Below are 15,419 nucleotides of genomic sequence, written 5' to 3'. Positions count from 1 at the left end.
TATTGCGCGCCCGGCAACATGATGACAAGCCACGTTGGGCTGTCAAGCGATCCCGCATTCAGTTTTGCGAAACGGGTGTTAAAACCAATCAAATCAATTCGATGGCGATGGCGGTTGCTTCCCCGCCACCAATGCACAGTGTAGCAATTCCGCGCTTTGCATCACGCTTGCGCAAGGCATTGACCAACGTCACCACCAGCCGGGCGCCCGAGGCACCAATCGGGTGGCCCAGTGCGCAGGCGCCGCCGTTGACGTTGACCTTCGCCGGGTCGATGCCCAGTTCGCGGATGGGCGCCATGGCCACCACGGCGAACGCCTCGTTGATCTCGAACAGGTCCACCTGGTCCAGGCTCCAGCCGGCCTTTTCAAGCACTTTGTGGATGGCGCCGATCGGCGCGGTGGTGAACCACTCCGGTTCCTGCGAGTGGGTGGCGTGGGCCACGATCCGGGCCAGCGGCCGCACGCCGCGGGCGGCCGCATCGTCTTCGGACAGCAGTACGACGGCAGCAGCGCCGTCGGAAATGCTCGACGAGCTTGCGGCGGTCACCGTGCCGTCTTTCTTGAACGCCGGGCGCAGGGTCGGGATCTTGGCGATATCCGAACGGCCGGGCTGTTCGTCCTGGCTGTACTCCACCTCGCCCTTGCGACCCGCGACCTTCACGGCCACGATTTCATCATCGAACGCGCCGGCAGCCTGCGCGGCCTGCGCGCGGCGCACCGATTCGATCGCATAGGCGTCCTGTTCCTCGCGGCTGAACTGGAACTTGTCCACCGCGCATTCGGCGAATTCGCCCATGGCCTTGCCGTCGTACGCATTGACCAGGCCGTCGTGGGCCATGTGGTCGACCGCCTGGAAGTTGCCGAAGCGGTTGCCGGTGCGCGAATTGGGCAGCAGGTGCGGCGCGTTGGACATCGATTCCATGCCGCCGGCGACCACGATGCTGGCCGAGCCGGCCTTGATCAGGTCGTGGCCCAGCATGATGGCCTTCATGCCCGACCCGCAGACCTTGTTCAGGGTGGTTGCGCCGGTGGCGTAGGGGATGCCTGCGGCCACGGCGGCCTGGCGGGCCGGGGCCTGGCCCAGGTTGGCCGGCAGCACGCAGCCCATGATCACTTCGGAGACATCCGCCGCCGGCACGCCGGACTGTTCCAGGGCGGCGGCGATGGCAGTGGCGCCCAGGGTGGGGGTGGGCACGCCGTTGAACTGGCCGAGGAAGGAACCGATGGCGGTCCGCTTGGCAGCGGCGATGACAATGTTGGGCATGGCAATCTCGTTATTGCGTGAGCGATTTACGAAAAGGGAACGCAGGGCATGGTATGGCGGCGCGTTTCCCGGCAGACTGCGTGGGGGTGGCCCAGTATAGAGGGTCAGCATTTACCACCGGTGTCGGCCGGACAGGCGGGACGCCACGCGTGGTTTCAATTACGTTTTGGGGAGCAGGGATGAATCAGGTAGTTTTCAGCAGGAACGTGCTGGCCGCCGCGCTGGCCGTGGCCTTGAGCGCGTGCGGTGGCGGCAGCGGCAACAGCAAGGGGGACCTGCCGGTAGCGCCGGTCGTGCCGCCGGTCACGCCACCAGTCGTGGTGGTGCCGCCGGTGACGCCGCCGCCGGTCAAGCCGACCCAGCCGGCCATCGACGCGCACCTTGCCATCATCAACGGCAAGGACCGGCAGGACCTGACCGGTGCCGGGATCCGGATCGGCGTGGTCGATTCCGGCGTGAACCGTGCCCATCCCACGCTGGCCGGCCGGGTCGTTGCCAGCCACAACTACGTGGATCCGCGCGCCAACAACCTGGCGGTGGACGATGTGGTCGGTCATGGCACGACCGTGGCGTCGCTGGCCGCTGGCGCCGCATACGGCGACTGGCCGGGCGGGGTCGCCCCGGGGGCGCAGATCGTGTCGGCGCGCATCATCGCCGACAAGGCGCCGGTCGATGACGGCACCGGCAACGGCAACCAGGTGGATGGCGCGCTGGGGCTGGCCACCGTGCACCAGGATCTGATCGCCGACGGCGTGAAGATCATGAACAACTCCTGGGGCGGGCTGTACTGGACCAACCCGGCTGCGACCGCTGCCATCGCGGCCGAGTACCGGCCCTTCATCACCACCAACAACGGCCTGGTGGTGTTTGCCACCGGCAACGAAAGCAAGGCGGACCCGTCCAACATGGCCGCACTGCCGAGCCAGGCCGGCCCGAACAATACCCGCCCCGCCGCGGACCTGGAGCGCGGCTGGCTGGCAGTCACCGCGGTCAATTCCAACCAGCCCGACACCCTGGCGTCCTACGCCAACGCCTGTGGCGTGGCGGCCAATTACTGCCTGGCCGCGCCGGGCGAAGCGGTGTTTGTCGACCCCGCAAGCACCACGGGCAGTACCCCCAGCTACCTCTGGGGCGGCGGTACCTCCTACGCGGCCCCGCTGGTCTCGGGTACGGCGGCGTTGGTCTGGCAGAAGTACCCGTACTTCAGCAACGACCAGGTGCGGCAGACCCTGCTCGGCACCGCCACCGACCTGGGCGCGGCCGGCGTGGACAGCGTGTTCGGCTACGGCCTGCTCAACGTGGGCAAGGCGATCAACGGCCCCGGCCGGTTCGACTGGGGCACCATGGTGGTCGACCTGCCGGGTTCGTCCAACTTCAGCACCTGGAGCAACAACATCGGCGGTGCCGGCGGACTGGACAAGTCCGGCGCGGGAACGCTGATCCTCGGCGGCAAGAACACCTACACCGGCGGCACCATCGTCCGCTCGGGCGCGCTCTCGCTGGCCGACGGCGCGTCGCTGGGTTCCGACGTCCAGGTCCTGCAGGCCGGCGGCCTGCAGTTCCGCGCCGGTACCACCGGGGTTACCGGCAACGTGGTCAACCGCGGCACGCTGTACCTGTTCGAGGCCGGCGTTACCGCCGTGATCCAGGGCAACTACACCCACGAGGCCACCGGCGTGTTCTCGACCGCGCTGGGTGCGCAGGCGTTGAAGGTGACCGGCACCGCCCAGCTCAACGGCGGTACGGTACTGATCGACCGCGCGGTGGAAGGCTATGTGCCGCGGACGGGTGTCCGGCAGGAGCTGATTACCGCCGCCCAGGGCCTGACCGGCACGTTCGATCGCTACACCGCGCTCGGCAACGTCGTGCTGCTGGATGCGACGTTCACCTATGACCACTACTCGGCCGGGTTGAACATCAACCGCGTTAGCGTTTCCGGCGCTGCGGCGTCGGCCGGATTGGGTGCCATTTCGGCCGCCTCGGCCCTGCGCGTGGAACAGGCGTTCGACCTGCTCGATACCGGCACCGGTCCTGGCACGCCGGGCTTTGCCGATGCGGCCGGCGAGCTGCAGCGGGTGCAGGGCGCGGCCGGCCTGGAGGCCAGCCTGGAAAGCCTGTCGGGCAAGGCGCACAGCCTGGCCAACGGCATGACCTTCGACAACCTCGACATGAATCGCCGCGCCTTGTCGACGCGCTTCGATGCGGTGTCCGCCGCACCGCGCCTGCGCGGCGCCTGGCAGAGTGCGTTGGGCGAGGCCGGGCAGGGCAGCTTCGCCGGCAGCGGCTTCCAGACCCAGGGCTGGATGATGGGCCAGGACATGGCGCTGGGCAGCAACGGCGTGATGGGCTTTGCCTTTGGCGAAACGCGCAGCAACAGCAGCCGCGAGTGGGGCGGCGACAGCGGTCGTGACCGCCAGTCGCAGGCCCAGCTGTACGCGGGTTGGAACAGTGGTGCGGCCTACACCCTGGCGCAGCTGGGCGCCGGCCAGTTCACCCGCGAGATCGACCGCCAGCTGTTGCTGGGCGCGGGGCAGTACGGGGTCAATGCCCGTTACGGCGGCAACTTCAGCACCGCCAGCGTGGAATCGGGCTACCGCTTCGGCGGTGCCGGGGCATCGTTGACGCCGTACCTCGGTGCGGACTACGCGCGCCTGGACAGCGACAGCTTCAGCGAAGACGGCGGCTTCGGCTTCGGCCTGCGTGCGGACAGCCGCGCGTCGAGCCGCAGCCAGGCGCTGGCCGGCCTGCGAGCGGAAACGCGCCTGCGTGGCTGGTCGCTGCGCGGCTATGCCGAGTGGCAGCAGACGCTGTCCAGCGATGGCCTGGCCTTCGATGCCAGCTTCGTGGGCGTGGATGCCTGGGCGCCGGTGGCCGGGCTGCAGCCGGCCCGCTCCGGCGGCCTGTTCGGCCTGTCGGTGCAGTCCTGGCTGACGCGCAACTCGCAGCTCTCGTTCGGCTACGACCAGCGCTTCGGCCCGCGAGGCGACCTCAGCCAGGTCGCGCTGCGGTACTCCGCCGCGTTCTGATCCAGGCGCGACAGGCAACAAAAAAGGGCGCGAGTTGATCGCGCCCTTTTTTTTCATCTGCCCGCTGGAATCAGCCGCCGCGCAGCGTGCCCAGTCGCGGGCGCGCACGACCCAGCGGCATCTTCAGCTTGCCGATCGACTGGATGCGGGTTTCGGCGATGCGGTCGGCGGCGCGCTGCGGCGCAATGCCTTCCTGCTGGGACAGCGCGAAGATGCGGCCCAGGTTGTGGTAGATGCTGCGGATCAGGCGCATCGCGCGTTCGCGGTTGTAGCCGTCGATTTCCAGCGACACATTCATCACCCCGCCCGCATTCACCGCATAGTCCGGGGCATACAGGATGCCGCGGGCATGCAGCTCATCGCCGATCTCGGGCGTGGAGAGCTGGTTGTTGGCGGTGCCGCAGACGATTCTGCACTTCAGGCGCGGCAGGGTCTGCGCATTGATCGCCCCTTCCAGCGCGCAGGGCGCGAACACATCGGCGTTGACGTCGTAGATGTCATCGGGCTTGACCGCCTCGGCGCCGTACTCGGTCACCGCGCGCTCCACCAGCACAGGGTCCAGATCGGTGACGAACAGCTTGGCGCCGCGATCCCGCAACAGCTTCACCAGTTCCATGCCGATATGGCCCAGGCCCTGCACCGCGATGCTGACCTTGCCCACTTCCTCGTGGCCGAGCTTGTGCTGCATGGCCGCCATCAGCGCCTGCAGCGCGCCGTAGGCGGTGAACGGGGCCGGGTCGCCCGAGCCGCCGTGGACCTGGTGCACGCCGGTGACGTACTCGCTTTCCAGGTAGATGTTTTCCATGTCATTGACGTCGGTACCGACGTCCTCGGCGGTGATGTAGCGCCCGCCGAGCGAATCCACGTAGCGGCCGAACGCGCGGAACAGCACCTCGGTCTTGTCCTTGCGCGGGTCGCCAATGATCACCGCTTTGCCACCCCCGACATTCAAGCCCGCCAGCGCGTTCTTGTAGGTCATCGTGCGGCTGAGCCGCAGCGCGTCGGCCAGCGCGTCGTCCGTGCTGGCGTAGGGGCGCATGCGCACACCGCCCAGCGCCGGACCCAGCGTGGTGTTGTGGATGGCGATGATGGCCCTCAGACCGGCATCGCGGCTGTGGCAGAACACCACCTGTTCATGGCCGGACGTTTCGAGGGTTTCAAATAACATGGCGACTCCGATGCTGCGAACGACGGCAAACGCCGGCGAACGCACCAGCAAAAGGTGGGTGTAAAACAAAAAAAGCGACGTCGTCGGTTGGTCAGGACGGGTCGCGCGGCGCCATTCTAGTGCATTCCGCCGGACGGTGTTGTCAGGGCGGGGTGACCATCGCCCGCTAAAGTTGCCCCGTTCCGGGCCGATGCCGTGGCAACGGTGCGCAGTACCGGCAAGCCAGGACGGATCACGTGGGTGCAGTGGCGACAATTCGGGTGCGGTGCCGCACCGGCAGGGGCGCGGCCCGATGATGGTGATCCTGGCGGGGGCCGGCGTGCTGGTCGTGGCATTTCTGGGGTGGGGCTGGTATCGCCGCCCGGCGGAGGCGGGACCGGCGCCGGGTAGTACCGGCGGCCGGAACCGTGCGCAGCAACAGCCGCAGAGGCCGACTCAGCCCTGCAGTGGCGATGCGGACCAGGTGCTGCAGGCCGGCCTGCACGCACTGGCGTTGCGGCCGGGCAGCGGCAGCGCGCCGGCCACCGTCGCGCAGGACGCGGCCCTGCTGGCGGCGGTGGCGGCAGCGCTGGAGGCGCAGGACTGGTCGGCCCGGCACCTGCCGCGCCGGCCGCAGCTGCTGCCACAGCTGATCCAGACCGTGAACGACAGCGATGCCTCGGCGCGCAGCATGGCCTCGATCATCAGCCAGGATGCAGTGCTGACCGGCAACCTGCTGCGCATCGCCAACAGCCCGGTCTACCGGCTGCAGGCCAAGCCGGTGGACAGCCTGCAGCGTGCGGTCACGCTGGTCGGTACCGAGGGCATCCGCCAGATCATCAGCGCGGTGCTGGTGCAACCGGTGATGCAACTGCACAGCGACGCCTTTCCGCAGTTCGGAACCGTGGTCTGGGAGCACGCGCTGCTGGCCTCGCGGGCCGCAGCCGATCACGCCCGCCTGGTGACCCATGAAGACGGCTTCGCCGCGCAGTGGATGGGGCTGACCCAAGGCCTTGGCGCGGCTCTGGTGATGCGACACCTGCTGGACGTTGCCCGTGAACAGGCTGTGCTGCCGTCACCGCAGCTTGCCGGCACCCTGCTGGATGCCTGGACCCTGCCGGTAGCCAGCCGCATCGCGGCGGCCTGGGAACTGCCGCCCTCGGTGCACCAGGCGCTGCTGCGCGACGCCGATGCGACAGGCGGTGGGCTGGCGGCCAGCCTGCACTTCGCGCGTGCCGGGGCATCGGCCAGCCTGCTGTGCCGGCATGGCCGGATCAGCCAGGCCCAGGCGCTGGCGCTGCTGGAGCAGCTGCATGACACCCCGGCGCATGCATTGCAGTGGATCTGGCGCCGCCTGCATGGTCGCGCGGTGGAAACGCTGGAGGCGGACGAGTCGGCCGACGCGTAGCGCCACGCCCCGCGTGGCTGCTCCTAAAGTTGGGATTCCAAGGGCAACCAGCTGATGACGCGGGCGCTGGCGCGCTGCCAGAACGAGGTGTCTGGCTCTCGATCCAGCAATTGCGGGGGCTGTTCAGCCCGATCCAGCCAACGCACCTGGTCATCGGCACCCAGCGTCACCCAATAGCTCTGCTTCGGATCGGCCAGGCGCAGGTATTCCGCGCGCAACTGCGCGGCCAGTTCCCGATCATCAAACAGCACCCCCATCTCCGTGTTGAGGTAGGCAGAACGCGGGTCCAGGTTGAACGAGCCGACGAAGCCACGCTGGTCATCGATCATGAAGGCCTTGGTATGCAGGCTGGCGCCGCTGCTGCCGAACAGGCCGCCGCTGCCGCCACCCGCGCCGCGCGATCGCAGTTCGTACAGGTGCACGCCATCGCGCAGCAGCGGTGCGCGGTAATGCATGTAGCCGCTGTGCACGGCCGCCACGTCATTGGCGGCCAGTGAGTTGGTGACCACGCCCACGTAGGCGCCGCGCTGCACCATCGCGGCCATCCCGCGCGTGCCTTCCTCGCCCGGCACGAAGTAGGGCGAGATCAACAGCGCCTTGTGGCGGGTGGCCTCAAGTTCGCGCACCAGCCGGGTGACCAGCCAGTTGGCGGGGTCGTCGCGGCGGTGCTTCATCGCCGGATCGGACACGATCTCCACGCCCGGCGACCAGTGCAGGTCTACCGCATCGGTGTAGAACGAACGCGCTGCCGGCGAACGCTCGACGCGCTCAAGATAGGGTCGGGCGGCCGCCAGCTTGGCCTCGTGTGCCGATTCAAGCATCAGCAGGCGCAGCTGGGCCGGGGTGTGGAAGGCGAGGGCGGCCACGGGGACCGCCGCGTCGCTGTTCCAGTACGCATCGAAGATCGTATTGGCCTGCTGCACCGCCCTGCCGGCCACGATCAGGTCCAGGTCGCGGAAGTTCACATCGCTGCGCGCGCTGAAGTATTCCTCGCCGATGTTGCGCCCGCCGACGATGGCGACCCGGCCATCGGCGATCCACTGTTTGTTGTGCATGCGGTGGTTGACGCTGAAGAAGCGCTGCACCATCTCCACCAGCCGCCACAGTCCATCGCGGTTGCGGAAGGGGTTGTAGAGGCGGATCTCGATGTTGGGGTGCTCATCGAGCGCCATCATCAATGCATCCTTGTCCTGCGCGTTCATGTCATCCAGCAGCAGGCGCACGCGCACGCCACGTTCGGCGGCCTGGTACAGCTCCTGCGCCATCAGGTGGCCGATCAGGTCGTCCTTCCAGATGTAGTACTGCAGGTCCAGGCTGCGGGCGGCATGGCGGGTGATCACCGCGCGCGCGGCGTACGCATCCAGCCCTTCGGACAGGAACGCCACGCCGGACTGGTCCGGGTGCTCGGCCTGCAGGCGCACCACCTCGCGATCGATCGCGCTCTGTGCCGGCTGCAGCGGCAGCACGGTGCTGCGCGGTCCCATCGCCTTGGGCGTGAGGTGGTCGCCCAGCAGCAGCCCGCTGAGCACCAGCAGGGTCACGATCGCCAGCAGGATGCCCGCGCCGCGCAGCACGCGGCGCCACAGTGGCTTCTGCGGGTTGCGTGCGCGGCTCAGAAGCGTTCGTCCGGCGCTAGGTAGCGCCACTGGCCCGGGGCCAGCTTGCCCATCGCCACCCGGCCGATGCGCAGGCGACGCACGCTGATGACCTCCAGCCCGACCTGCCGGCACATGTCGCGCAGCTGGCCGGGGGCCACCGGCTTGATCGCAAAGCGCAGACGGGTTTCGTTCTGCCAGCTGACCTTGCACGGCGGCAACGGCCAGTTGCGGAAGCTCAGGCCGTGCGCAAGCCGCTTCATGCCGTAGGGCACCAGCTCGCCGCTGACCTCGACCAGGTATTCCTGCTCCAGCGTCGCGCCGCGGTCCTTCAGATGCGACACCACGCGGCCGTCCTGGCTGACCACCACCAGGCCGCTGTCCTCATCGGCCAGCGGCATCACCAGTTGCAGCGCGTGGAAGTGCCGCTGCAGCAGGGCCACGCCGGTGGCGTCCAGTTCGCTGCGGGTCTCCGGCGTGACCAGTGCGCACAGTTCATCAGCGCGCATCCCGGCTGGTTTGTGCAGCAGCATGCTGACCGTCTCGGCGCGGGTCGCCTCGGCGTTCTCGCGCAGCACCACCACTTCATCGGTGACCATCGCCTGCGGTTGTTCGACCACCACACCGTTGACGGTCACCCAGCCTCCCTCGATGAAGCGCTGGGCGTCGCCCCGCGAGCAGCCGATCAGGCGGGTCAGGTGTTTGTCGAGTCGGATCGGATCGGTCATCAGGCAGGCAGCACAAAGCGGGACGCGGGCGGGGAGTGTACTGGCTCGGGGCCGGGGCTGCGCGTGACAGGGCTGCGGCCCCGCCCCGCTGCTGGCATGATCCGATGATGAACTGGCGTGCGTCCCCTGCCGTGAAAGTCGGCCTTTCCATTGCCGTGGCTACCGGCCTGTATGGCATTTCCTTTGGTGCGCTGGCGGTGGCGGCCGGGCTGAGCCCGTGGCAGGCGCAGGCGCTGAGCCTGTTGATGTTCACCGGCGGCTCGCAGTTTGCGTTCATCGGCGTGATCGCGGGCGGCGGTGCCGGCTCCGCCGCGTTCACCGCCGCCACGCTGCTCGGCGTGCGCAACGCGGTATACGGCATGCAGATGAACCGGATGCTCGGGCTGCGCGGCTGGCGGCGCGGGGTGGGTGCGCAGATCACCATCGACGAATCGGCCGCCACCGCGTCCAGCCAGACCGTGGCGCTGGAGCAGCGGCGCGGGTTCTGGACCGCCGGCGTCGGCGTGTTCCTGCTCTGGAACCTGTTCACCGCCGTCGGCGCCATCGCCGGCGACGCGCTGGGTGATCCGCGCCGGTGGGGCCTGGACGGTGCCGCAGTGGCGGCGTTCCTGGCGTTGCTGTGGCCCCGGCTGCGCCAGCGTGATGCGGTGGCCATCGCCATCGTGGCCGCGCTGGTTACGGTGCTGGCGTTGCCGTGGGTGCCACCGGGCATTCCGATCCTGCTGGCGGCAACAGTGGCGGCAGCGTGGGGCGCGTTCGTACCCGGTCCACGCGATGAAGGGCTGGAGCCGGACGTTGAGCCGCGTTCGTCCGGGGAGCACGTATGAGCCTGTGGGCATGGTTGCTGCTGGGCTGCGTGGCGGCCTATGCGATCAAGCTGGCCGGGTGGCTGGTGCCGGCGCGCTGGCTGGAGTCACCGCGCATGACCCGGGTGGCCGGCACGCTCACGATCGGCCTGCTGGCGTCGCTGACCGCCATGAATGCGGTGGCTGCCGGTGCGTCGGTGGCGCTGGATGCCCGCCTGGCCGCGCTGGCCGTGGCGGCCGTGGCGTTGCTGCTGCGCCTGCCGTTCCTGGCGGTGGTGGTGTTGGGTGCGGCGGCCGCCGCCGCGCTGCGCTGGGCCGGTATCGGCTGAGCGTCAGCCGCTGGCGCGCTCCAGGTGGGTCAGGTACAGGCGCAGGTCGAACTCCAGCTGGTGGTAGTCCGCTTCCATGTGGGTGCACAGCTGGTAGAACGCCTTGTTGTGGTCCGATTCCTTCAGGTGCGCCAGTTCGTGCACCACGATCATCTTCAGGAACGGGGCAGGTGCCTCGCGGAACACGCTGGCGATGCGGATCTCGCGGCTGGCCTTGAGCCGGCTGCCCTGCACCCGCGAGACGGTGGTATGGGTGCCCAGTGCATGCTTGAGCACCTGCAGGCGGCTGTCGTAGATCACCTTGGACAACGGCACCGACTGGCGCAGGTAGCGCTCCTTCAGGGCCTGGGTGTAGTCATACAGCTGACGGTCGTTGCGCACCGTGTGCAGCTCGGCATAGCGGCGCTCCAGCCAGGGGCCCAGCCGATCGGCCGCGATCAGCTCGCGCACCTGCTGCTGCAGGGCGTCGGGGTAGCCGGCAAGGTACTTCAGGGCGGTCATGCCGCTATGATGACGGCTGGAATCCCGCACCAACAGATGCAAAGGCAATGGCGAAGGCAAATCCCCTGCAGGAACAGCTGCTCAAGGCCGGGCTGGTCAAGAAATCCCAGGTGTCCCAGGCCGCACGCGAGCAGGTGAAGGCCCGCCACGGCAAGGCCCCGGTGGCGCCCACCGACAGCCAGCGCGAGGCCGAGCGCCTGCGGGCGGAAAAAGCCGAGCGCGACCGCGCGCTGGAAGCCGAGCGCAAGGAAAAGAACCGCCTGCAGGAGCTGCAGGCCCAGGTGCGCCAGATCATCGAAAGCAACCGGGTCAAGCGCGAAGGCGAAAGCGAGTACCGCTTCAACGACGGCACCCTGATCCGCACGCTGCTGGTCAACGAGGTGCTGCGCCGCCAGCTGGCCGCGGGCAGCCTGGTGATCGTGCGGCTGGGTGAGGGCTTCGAGCTGGTGCCGCGTGCGGCCGCCGACAAGATCCGTGAACGCGATCCGGCCGTGATCGTGCTCGACAACGGCAAGGATCGCGCCGCGTCCGCCGAGCCCAGCACCGGCAATGCCGAGGACGATGCCTACTACGCGCAGTTCCAGGTGCCCGACGACCTGATCTGGTGATGCCGGGCTGAACGGTTCACTGGAAGCGGGGCATGTTCAGCCGGCCGTAAACCGACGTCGCCCGGCCGGATCTATGCTGGCGCTCCGGCAACGGTATGGGAGATGCGGCATGGCCACAGGGTGGGCAGGCGACGGCGCCGTCCAGGACCAGATCGACGCGACCGTGGATGACGCGATCCAGCGCGCCCGCGCGCAGCTGCGTCACGGTCCCGGGCTGACCCATTGCGAGGAATGCGAAGCGCCCATCCCGGAAGCGCGGCGCCGAGCCGTGCCCGGCGTGCGCCTGTGCGTGCGCTGCCAGGAGGCCGAGGATGCCGCGCAGCAGGATGCAGGCATGTACAACCGGCGGGGCAGCAAGGACAGCCAGCTGCGCTGACGCCGGATCAACCGTCGCCCTGGATGCCGCCCGGCGCCTGCGACGGATCACGCCAGCGGCGCACCGTGCGCTGGAAGAACATGTTGTTGGGAATCTGCAGCACCGTGCCTTCGTGGCCGCCGCTGTTTTCCTGCAGGGTGGTGTAGATCAGGTTGACGTCGATGACGCGGCCCTTCAGTCCGGGCTTCTCGCCGTTCTCCAGCACCTCGATGTAGTCGTGCAGCCGGAACGGGCGGGTGGTGAAGATCAGCAGGGTGCAGAAGATGTTGGAGAGCACGCTCCACGCGGCAAAGAAGGCCACCGCGCCCACTGCGGCAAAGCCGGTGAACGCGGTCCACAGCACGCTGGCCTGCACGCCGATGATCTGCAGCACCACCAGCAGCACGGTGAAATACACCACGAACGTGAACACCCGGCGCGCGCCCATCACCATCTCCGGTGGCAGCGTGTAGTGCTCGCCCACGCGGCGCAGCAGCCGGCGCGCGATCAGCCGCAGCAGCCACGCCACCAGCAGGGTCAGCAGGATCTTCAGGGCAGGCGCCCCGTACTGCAGCCACTCATGGGTCCAGGTGGGCAGGTGTTCTTTCATGGAAACCGGGGGTCGACGTGGGTGCGTCAGTTTACCCCGCGCGGTAGCGCCGGGCCCTGCGCGGCTGCGAGAGCACACCGACCAGCCTTGAAACGCAGAGCGGTGCATGGTCCTGGTACTGCACGCACAGGTCCGGTTGCGGCGGCAGTGCCACCCGCAGCGTCACCGGGCTTCCCGGCAGGGTGCACGCGCTGGCCAGCGACAGCAGAAGGGCAAGGCAACTGGGGGACATGGGCAACTCCTGGGACCACGCCCGGCGTGGTGACAGGAGATTGGATGCCGCGGGTGCCGGAAAGGTTTAAACCTTTTCGATCGACCCCGCATCCAAGGGATATGCTCGATACGACCATGCCCGCCCTCCGCGCTGCCAACGACGCCGATTCCACCGACGAGTGCGCGTGGGTGCGGGCGGCGGTGGCCGGCGACACCGCCGCCTACGAGCGCATCTACCATCGGCACGCGCCGCGCCTGTATGCGGTGTTGTGGCGGCTGTGCGGCGGTCATGCCGCGCGTGCCGAGGATGCGCTCCAGGAAGCGTTCCTGCAGGCTTGGCGCGCACTGCCGGGGTTCCGCTTCGACAGCAGCCTGGGTACCTGGCTGCACCGGCTGGGGGTAAATGCGGCGCTGATGGAGCTTCGCGCCAATGCCGCCCGCGACGCGGGCGACAGCGGCGAAGAAGGCTGGGACCTGCTGGCGGCAGTGCCGGCAGTGGATCGCTGCGCGGGGACCAGCCTGGACCTGGAGCGCGCGCTGGAGACCCTGCCGCCGCGCGCCCGGGCGGTGCTGGTACTGCACGACATCGAAGGATGGAAACACCAGGAGATTGCCGACCAGCTGCAGATGGCGGTGGGCAGTTCCAAGGCACAGTTGCACCGCGCGCGCGGCCTGTTGCGCGCGCGTCTGGGAGAACCGGCATGAACGACAACCACGACCTCGATTCCGATCTGCAGTCGCGCCTGCGCGCGCTGCCCGCCGAACGACTGCCGCCGGCGGATGCCTGGCAGCGCATCGCTGCGCAGCTTCCGCCGCGCGTGGCTGCGCTGCCAGCCGCTGCGCCGGCACCGCGTGCGCGCCGTTGGTCGCTGCGCGTCGGCCTGGGCCTGGCCGCCGCGCTGGCGGTGCTGATGGTGGCACCCACCTCCACGCCGCCCACGCCGCGCCCGTCGCCCCTGCAACGGCAGGCCGACGTGATCGCCGCCGAGTACCAGCAGGCGATGGCCACGCTGCCAGCGGCCCCGATCGGCGCGGACTGGCAGCCGGCGCTGCACGAACTGGATACCAGTGCCGTGTACATCCGCGCGGCCATCGCCGAAAACCCGCGCTCGGGTTACCTGCTTACCCAGCTGCAGCGCACTTACGCGCTGCGCCTTGAACTTACCCAGCAGGCCGTCAACGCCGCTGGCCTGCCATCCTGAAGGAGAGTCCCATGCGAAACACCCTGCGTTTCACCGCAGCCTTGGCCGTGCTGCTGCCCCTGGCCGCGCAGGCCGCCACCCGCGTCGACGAGCGCCATCCGCTGGCCGCGGGCGGGCGCGTGGAAGTGAGCAACATCGCCGGCAAGGTCACCGTGCGGGGCTGGGATCGCAATGAAGTGGCGTTGACCGGCAGCATGGCCGATGGCCTGCGCCTGCAGCAGGACAAGAGCACCAACCGGGTGCGCTGGGAAGTGATCTACCCGCGCAACGGCAACAATGGCGGCGCCACGCTGGAGCTGCGGGTGCCGCGCTCGGTGGAAGTGCAGCTGGGCACGGTAAGTGCCGACATCGACGTGGCCGAGGTCGACCTGCGCCGCCTGCAGGCCAATGCGGTAAGTGGCGATGTCTCGGCCGCCGGGCGCACGGCCGAAGCCAGCCTGAGTACCGTCAGCGGCGATATCCGCGCGCAGGTACAGAGCCAGCGCATGGCCCTGCGTGCGGTCAGCGGTTCGATCCAGGCCGGCGGCGGCATGGGCGGTGAGGTCTCGGCGGAAACGGTATCGGGCAGCATCCGCCTGGACACGGCGCAGGTGCAGCGCCTGGCCGCCGAAGCGGTCTCCGGCAACCTCACCGTGGCAGCGTCCGGCCTGGCGCCGGGTGGCAAGGTGACGTTGCAGACGGTGAGCGGGTCGATCGCCCTGCGCCTGCCGGCCAAGGTCTCGGCGCAGCTGGCCGTGAAGACCTTCAGTGGCGACATCCAGTCCGATGCCGGCCAGGTGGAACGGCCGCGTTATGGCCCGGGTCGCAGCCTGGACACGCGCCTGGGCGGCGGTGACGGCGATATTTCGATCAATGCCCATTCGGGCAACGTGCGGGTCTCGCTGGGCGGCCGCTGAGTGCGGCCCCCGCACCGGCCGGGGGCCGGTGCGGACGGCAGCGGCGTCAGCCGGCCTTTTTCAGCGCCAGGGTGTTGCCCAGTACTTCGATCTTGCCGCCGCTCTTGCGGAACGCAGCCAGATCGGCAGCGATGCTGGCGCTGCTCAGTGCGGTGTTGGAACCCTGCTTGCGGTCAACGCGAACGGTGTTGCCTGCCTTGGGGGAGGTCTTTGGCGAACGGGCCATGGATGCTCCTGTCATGGGTGTAGCGTGGAAAAAATCGTCGACGCATCGTGCTGTTGTCGACGGTAGTCCTGCCGCACGAGGCGGCAGTCATCGCCGCCCATCGCAAACTGGCGGCAGATCGCGGGACGCTGCGAATAAATGGTGCAGCGCAGGTGATAGGGGTCGATCGCGGCACACCAACCTTCGTCGTTGCGCGCCATCACGGTGCGGCCCGCTTCGTCGGTATCCAGCAGGTAGCCGGGTACCGCGTCGTCAGGCATGACGGTGACCGACAGCCGGCAACAGACTGCGTCGCAGCGGCGGCAGTCGATGGGGTCGGCCTTGGCGATTTCGCCCAATCGAATCTCTCTTGGCGGCTCAGGGGGTGCTGCATGCTGGGAACGAGCCGGATCACAGCGATAGACGATCCCAGCGCCGCGGACGGATCCGGACGGCGGCGGTATCGGCGAGGATGGTGGCCTCTTCGAGGCTGGGTACGACATGCGCATTGCGCATCGAAGCCGAA

At 68.7% G+C, this 15,419-nt stretch carries 18 protein-coding genes; 9 read left to right on the top strand and 9 right to left on the bottom strand.

Annotation, left to right across the window (positions count from 1 at the left end):
- Positions 1-88 precede the first annotated feature (88 nt).
- Complete coding sequence (locus tag SOM39_RS03355; RefSeq protein ID WP_320457469.1) at positions 89-1,264, bottom strand: acetyl-CoA C-acyltransferase; 1,176 nt, start codon at positions 1,262-1,264, stop codon at positions 89-91.
- Positions 1,265-1,443: 179 nt separating this feature from the next.
- Here SOM39_RS03355 and SOM39_RS03350 point away from each other — a divergent pair, with 179 nt between their 5' ends.
- On the top strand, positions 1,444-4,290 hold the full coding sequence (locus SOM39_RS03350; RefSeq protein WP_320457468.1) for a S8 family serine peptidase: 2,847 nt from the start codon (positions 1,444-1,446) through the stop codon (positions 4,288-4,290).
- A 70-nt stretch (positions 4,291-4,360) separates the two neighbouring features.
- On the opposite strand, the gene SOM39_RS03345 is transcribed toward SOM39_RS03350, so the two are convergent.
- Positions 4,361-5,458, bottom strand: a complete 1,098-nt coding sequence (locus tag SOM39_RS03345; RefSeq protein WP_210130816.1) for a Glu/Leu/Phe/Val dehydrogenase dimerization domain-containing protein — start codon at positions 5,456-5,458, stop codon at positions 4,361-4,363.
- A 292-nt stretch (positions 5,459-5,750) separates the two neighbouring features.
- On the opposite strand from SOM39_RS03345, the gene SOM39_RS03340 reads away from it, so the two are divergent.
- The gene (locus SOM39_RS03340) at positions 5,751-6,845 is read left to right on the top strand and encodes an HDOD domain-containing protein (protein ID WP_320457467.1); all 1,095 of its coding nucleotides are present in this window, start codon (positions 5,751-5,753) and stop codon (positions 6,843-6,845) included.
- A 23-nt stretch (positions 6,846-6,868) separates the two neighbouring features.
- Here SOM39_RS03340 and SOM39_RS03335 read toward each other — a convergent pair whose 3' ends face one another.
- Together SOM39_RS03335 and SOM39_RS03330 are read right to left on the bottom strand one after the other, a co-directional pair.
- Positions 6,869-8,419: a phospholipase D family protein gene (locus SOM39_RS03335; RefSeq protein WP_320457466.1), complete on the bottom strand. Its 1,551-nt coding sequence runs from the start codon at positions 8,417-8,419 to the stop codon at positions 6,869-6,871.
- A 38-nt stretch (positions 8,420-8,457) separates the two neighbouring features.
- The gene (locus tag SOM39_RS03330) at positions 8,458-9,168 is read right to left on the bottom strand and encodes an rRNA pseudouridine synthase (RefSeq protein ID WP_095363533.1); all 711 of its coding nucleotides are present in this window, start codon (positions 9,166-9,168) and stop codon (positions 8,458-8,460) included.
- Positions 9,169-9,275: 107 nt separating this feature from the next.
- On the opposite strand from SOM39_RS03330, the gene SOM39_RS03325 reads away from it, so the two are divergent.
- Together SOM39_RS03325 and SOM39_RS03320 are read left to right on the top strand one after the other, a co-directional pair.
- Positions 9,276-9,995 carry an AzlC family ABC transporter permease gene (locus tag SOM39_RS03325; RefSeq protein ID WP_320457465.1) on the top strand — a complete coding sequence of 240 codons (720 nt, stop codon included), beginning with the start codon at positions 9,276-9,278 and terminating at the stop codon, positions 9,993-9,995.
- The gene (locus SOM39_RS03320; protein ID WP_068853601.1) at positions 9,992-10,303 is read left to right on the top strand and encodes an AzlD domain-containing protein; all 312 of its coding nucleotides are present in this window, start codon (positions 9,992-9,994) and stop codon (positions 10,301-10,303) included. Before SOM39_RS03325 ends, SOM39_RS03320 begins: the two co-directional genes overlap by 4 nt.
- A 3-nt stretch (positions 10,304-10,306) precedes the next feature.
- Here the strand turns inward: SOM39_RS03320 and SOM39_RS03315 are convergent, their stop codons facing one another.
- Positions 10,307-10,804, bottom strand: coding sequence for a M48 family metallopeptidase (locus tag SOM39_RS03315; protein WP_093533469.1), 498 nt, complete (start codon positions 10,802-10,804; stop codon positions 10,307-10,309).
- Between the two features lie 47 nt (positions 10,805-10,851).
- On the opposite strand from SOM39_RS03315, the gene SOM39_RS03310 reads away from it, so the two are divergent.
- Positions 10,852-11,412, top strand: coding sequence for a DUF2058 domain-containing protein (locus SOM39_RS03310; RefSeq protein ID WP_320457464.1), 561 nt, complete (start codon positions 10,852-10,854; stop codon positions 11,410-11,412).
- Positions 11,413-11,521: 109 nt separating this feature from the next.
- Entirely contained in the window at positions 11,522-11,788 is a 267-nt protein-coding gene (locus SOM39_RS03305; protein WP_068853598.1) for a DksA/TraR family C4-type zinc finger protein, read from the top strand.
- A 7-nt stretch (positions 11,789-11,795) separates the two neighbouring features.
- Here SOM39_RS03305 and SOM39_RS03300 read toward each other — a convergent pair whose 3' ends face one another.
- A complete protein-coding gene (locus SOM39_RS03300) occupies positions 11,796-12,377 on the bottom strand; it encodes a mechanosensitive ion channel family protein (protein WP_093533467.1) in 582 nt (193 codons plus the stop codon).
- A gap of 31 nt (positions 12,378-12,408) precedes the next feature.
- Positions 12,409-12,609, bottom strand: a complete 201-nt coding sequence (locus SOM39_RS03295) for a hypothetical protein (protein ID WP_217537739.1) — start codon at positions 12,607-12,609, stop codon at positions 12,409-12,411.
- 101 nt (positions 12,610-12,710) lie between these two features.
- Between SOM39_RS03295 and SOM39_RS03290 the strand changes: the two genes are divergently transcribed.
- From SOM39_RS03290 to SOM39_RS03280, 3 genes are read left to right on the top strand one after another with little or no spacing between them, the layout of a single operon-like run.
- Positions 12,711-13,295, top strand: a complete 585-nt coding sequence (locus SOM39_RS03290; protein ID WP_093533465.1) for an RNA polymerase sigma factor — start codon at positions 12,711-12,713, stop codon at positions 13,293-13,295.
- Positions 13,292-13,792 (top strand): hypothetical protein, encoded by a 501-nt coding sequence (locus tag SOM39_RS03285; RefSeq protein WP_210130811.1) that lies wholly within the window; start codon positions 13,292-13,294, stop codon positions 13,790-13,792. The genes SOM39_RS03290 and SOM39_RS03285 overlap by 4 nt, the downstream gene beginning before the upstream one ends.
- A gap of 11 nt (positions 13,793-13,803) precedes the next feature.
- On the top strand, positions 13,804-14,688 hold the full coding sequence (locus SOM39_RS03280; RefSeq protein WP_210130810.1) for a DUF4097 family beta strand repeat-containing protein: 885 nt from the start codon (positions 13,804-13,806) through the stop codon (positions 14,686-14,688).
- A gap of 46 nt (positions 14,689-14,734) precedes the next feature.
- Here the strand turns inward: SOM39_RS03280 and SOM39_RS03275 are convergent, their stop codons facing one another.
- Both SOM39_RS03275 and SOM39_RS03270 read right to left on the bottom strand, forming a co-directional pair.
- Positions 14,735-14,914 carry a hypothetical protein gene (locus SOM39_RS03275; RefSeq protein ID WP_068853593.1) on the bottom strand — a complete coding sequence of 60 codons (180 nt, stop codon included), beginning with the start codon at positions 14,912-14,914 and terminating at the stop codon, positions 14,735-14,737.
- An 11-nt stretch (positions 14,915-14,925) separates the two neighbouring features.
- Positions 14,926-15,225 carry a YkgJ family cysteine cluster protein gene (locus SOM39_RS03270; RefSeq protein ID WP_083214278.1) on the bottom strand — a complete coding sequence of 100 codons (300 nt, stop codon included), beginning with the start codon at positions 15,223-15,225 and terminating at the stop codon, positions 14,926-14,928.
- Between the last annotated feature and the right edge of the window lie 194 nt (positions 15,226-15,419).

The organism is Stenotrophomonas sp. CFBP8994 (assembly GCF_034044835.1).
GTDB lineage: Bacteria > Pseudomonadota > Gammaproteobacteria > Xanthomonadales > Xanthomonadaceae > Stenotrophomonas > Stenotrophomonas rhizophila_A.
Note: the sequence above shows the minus strand (reverse complement) of the source record. Positions and strands in the feature narration are given on the sequence as shown.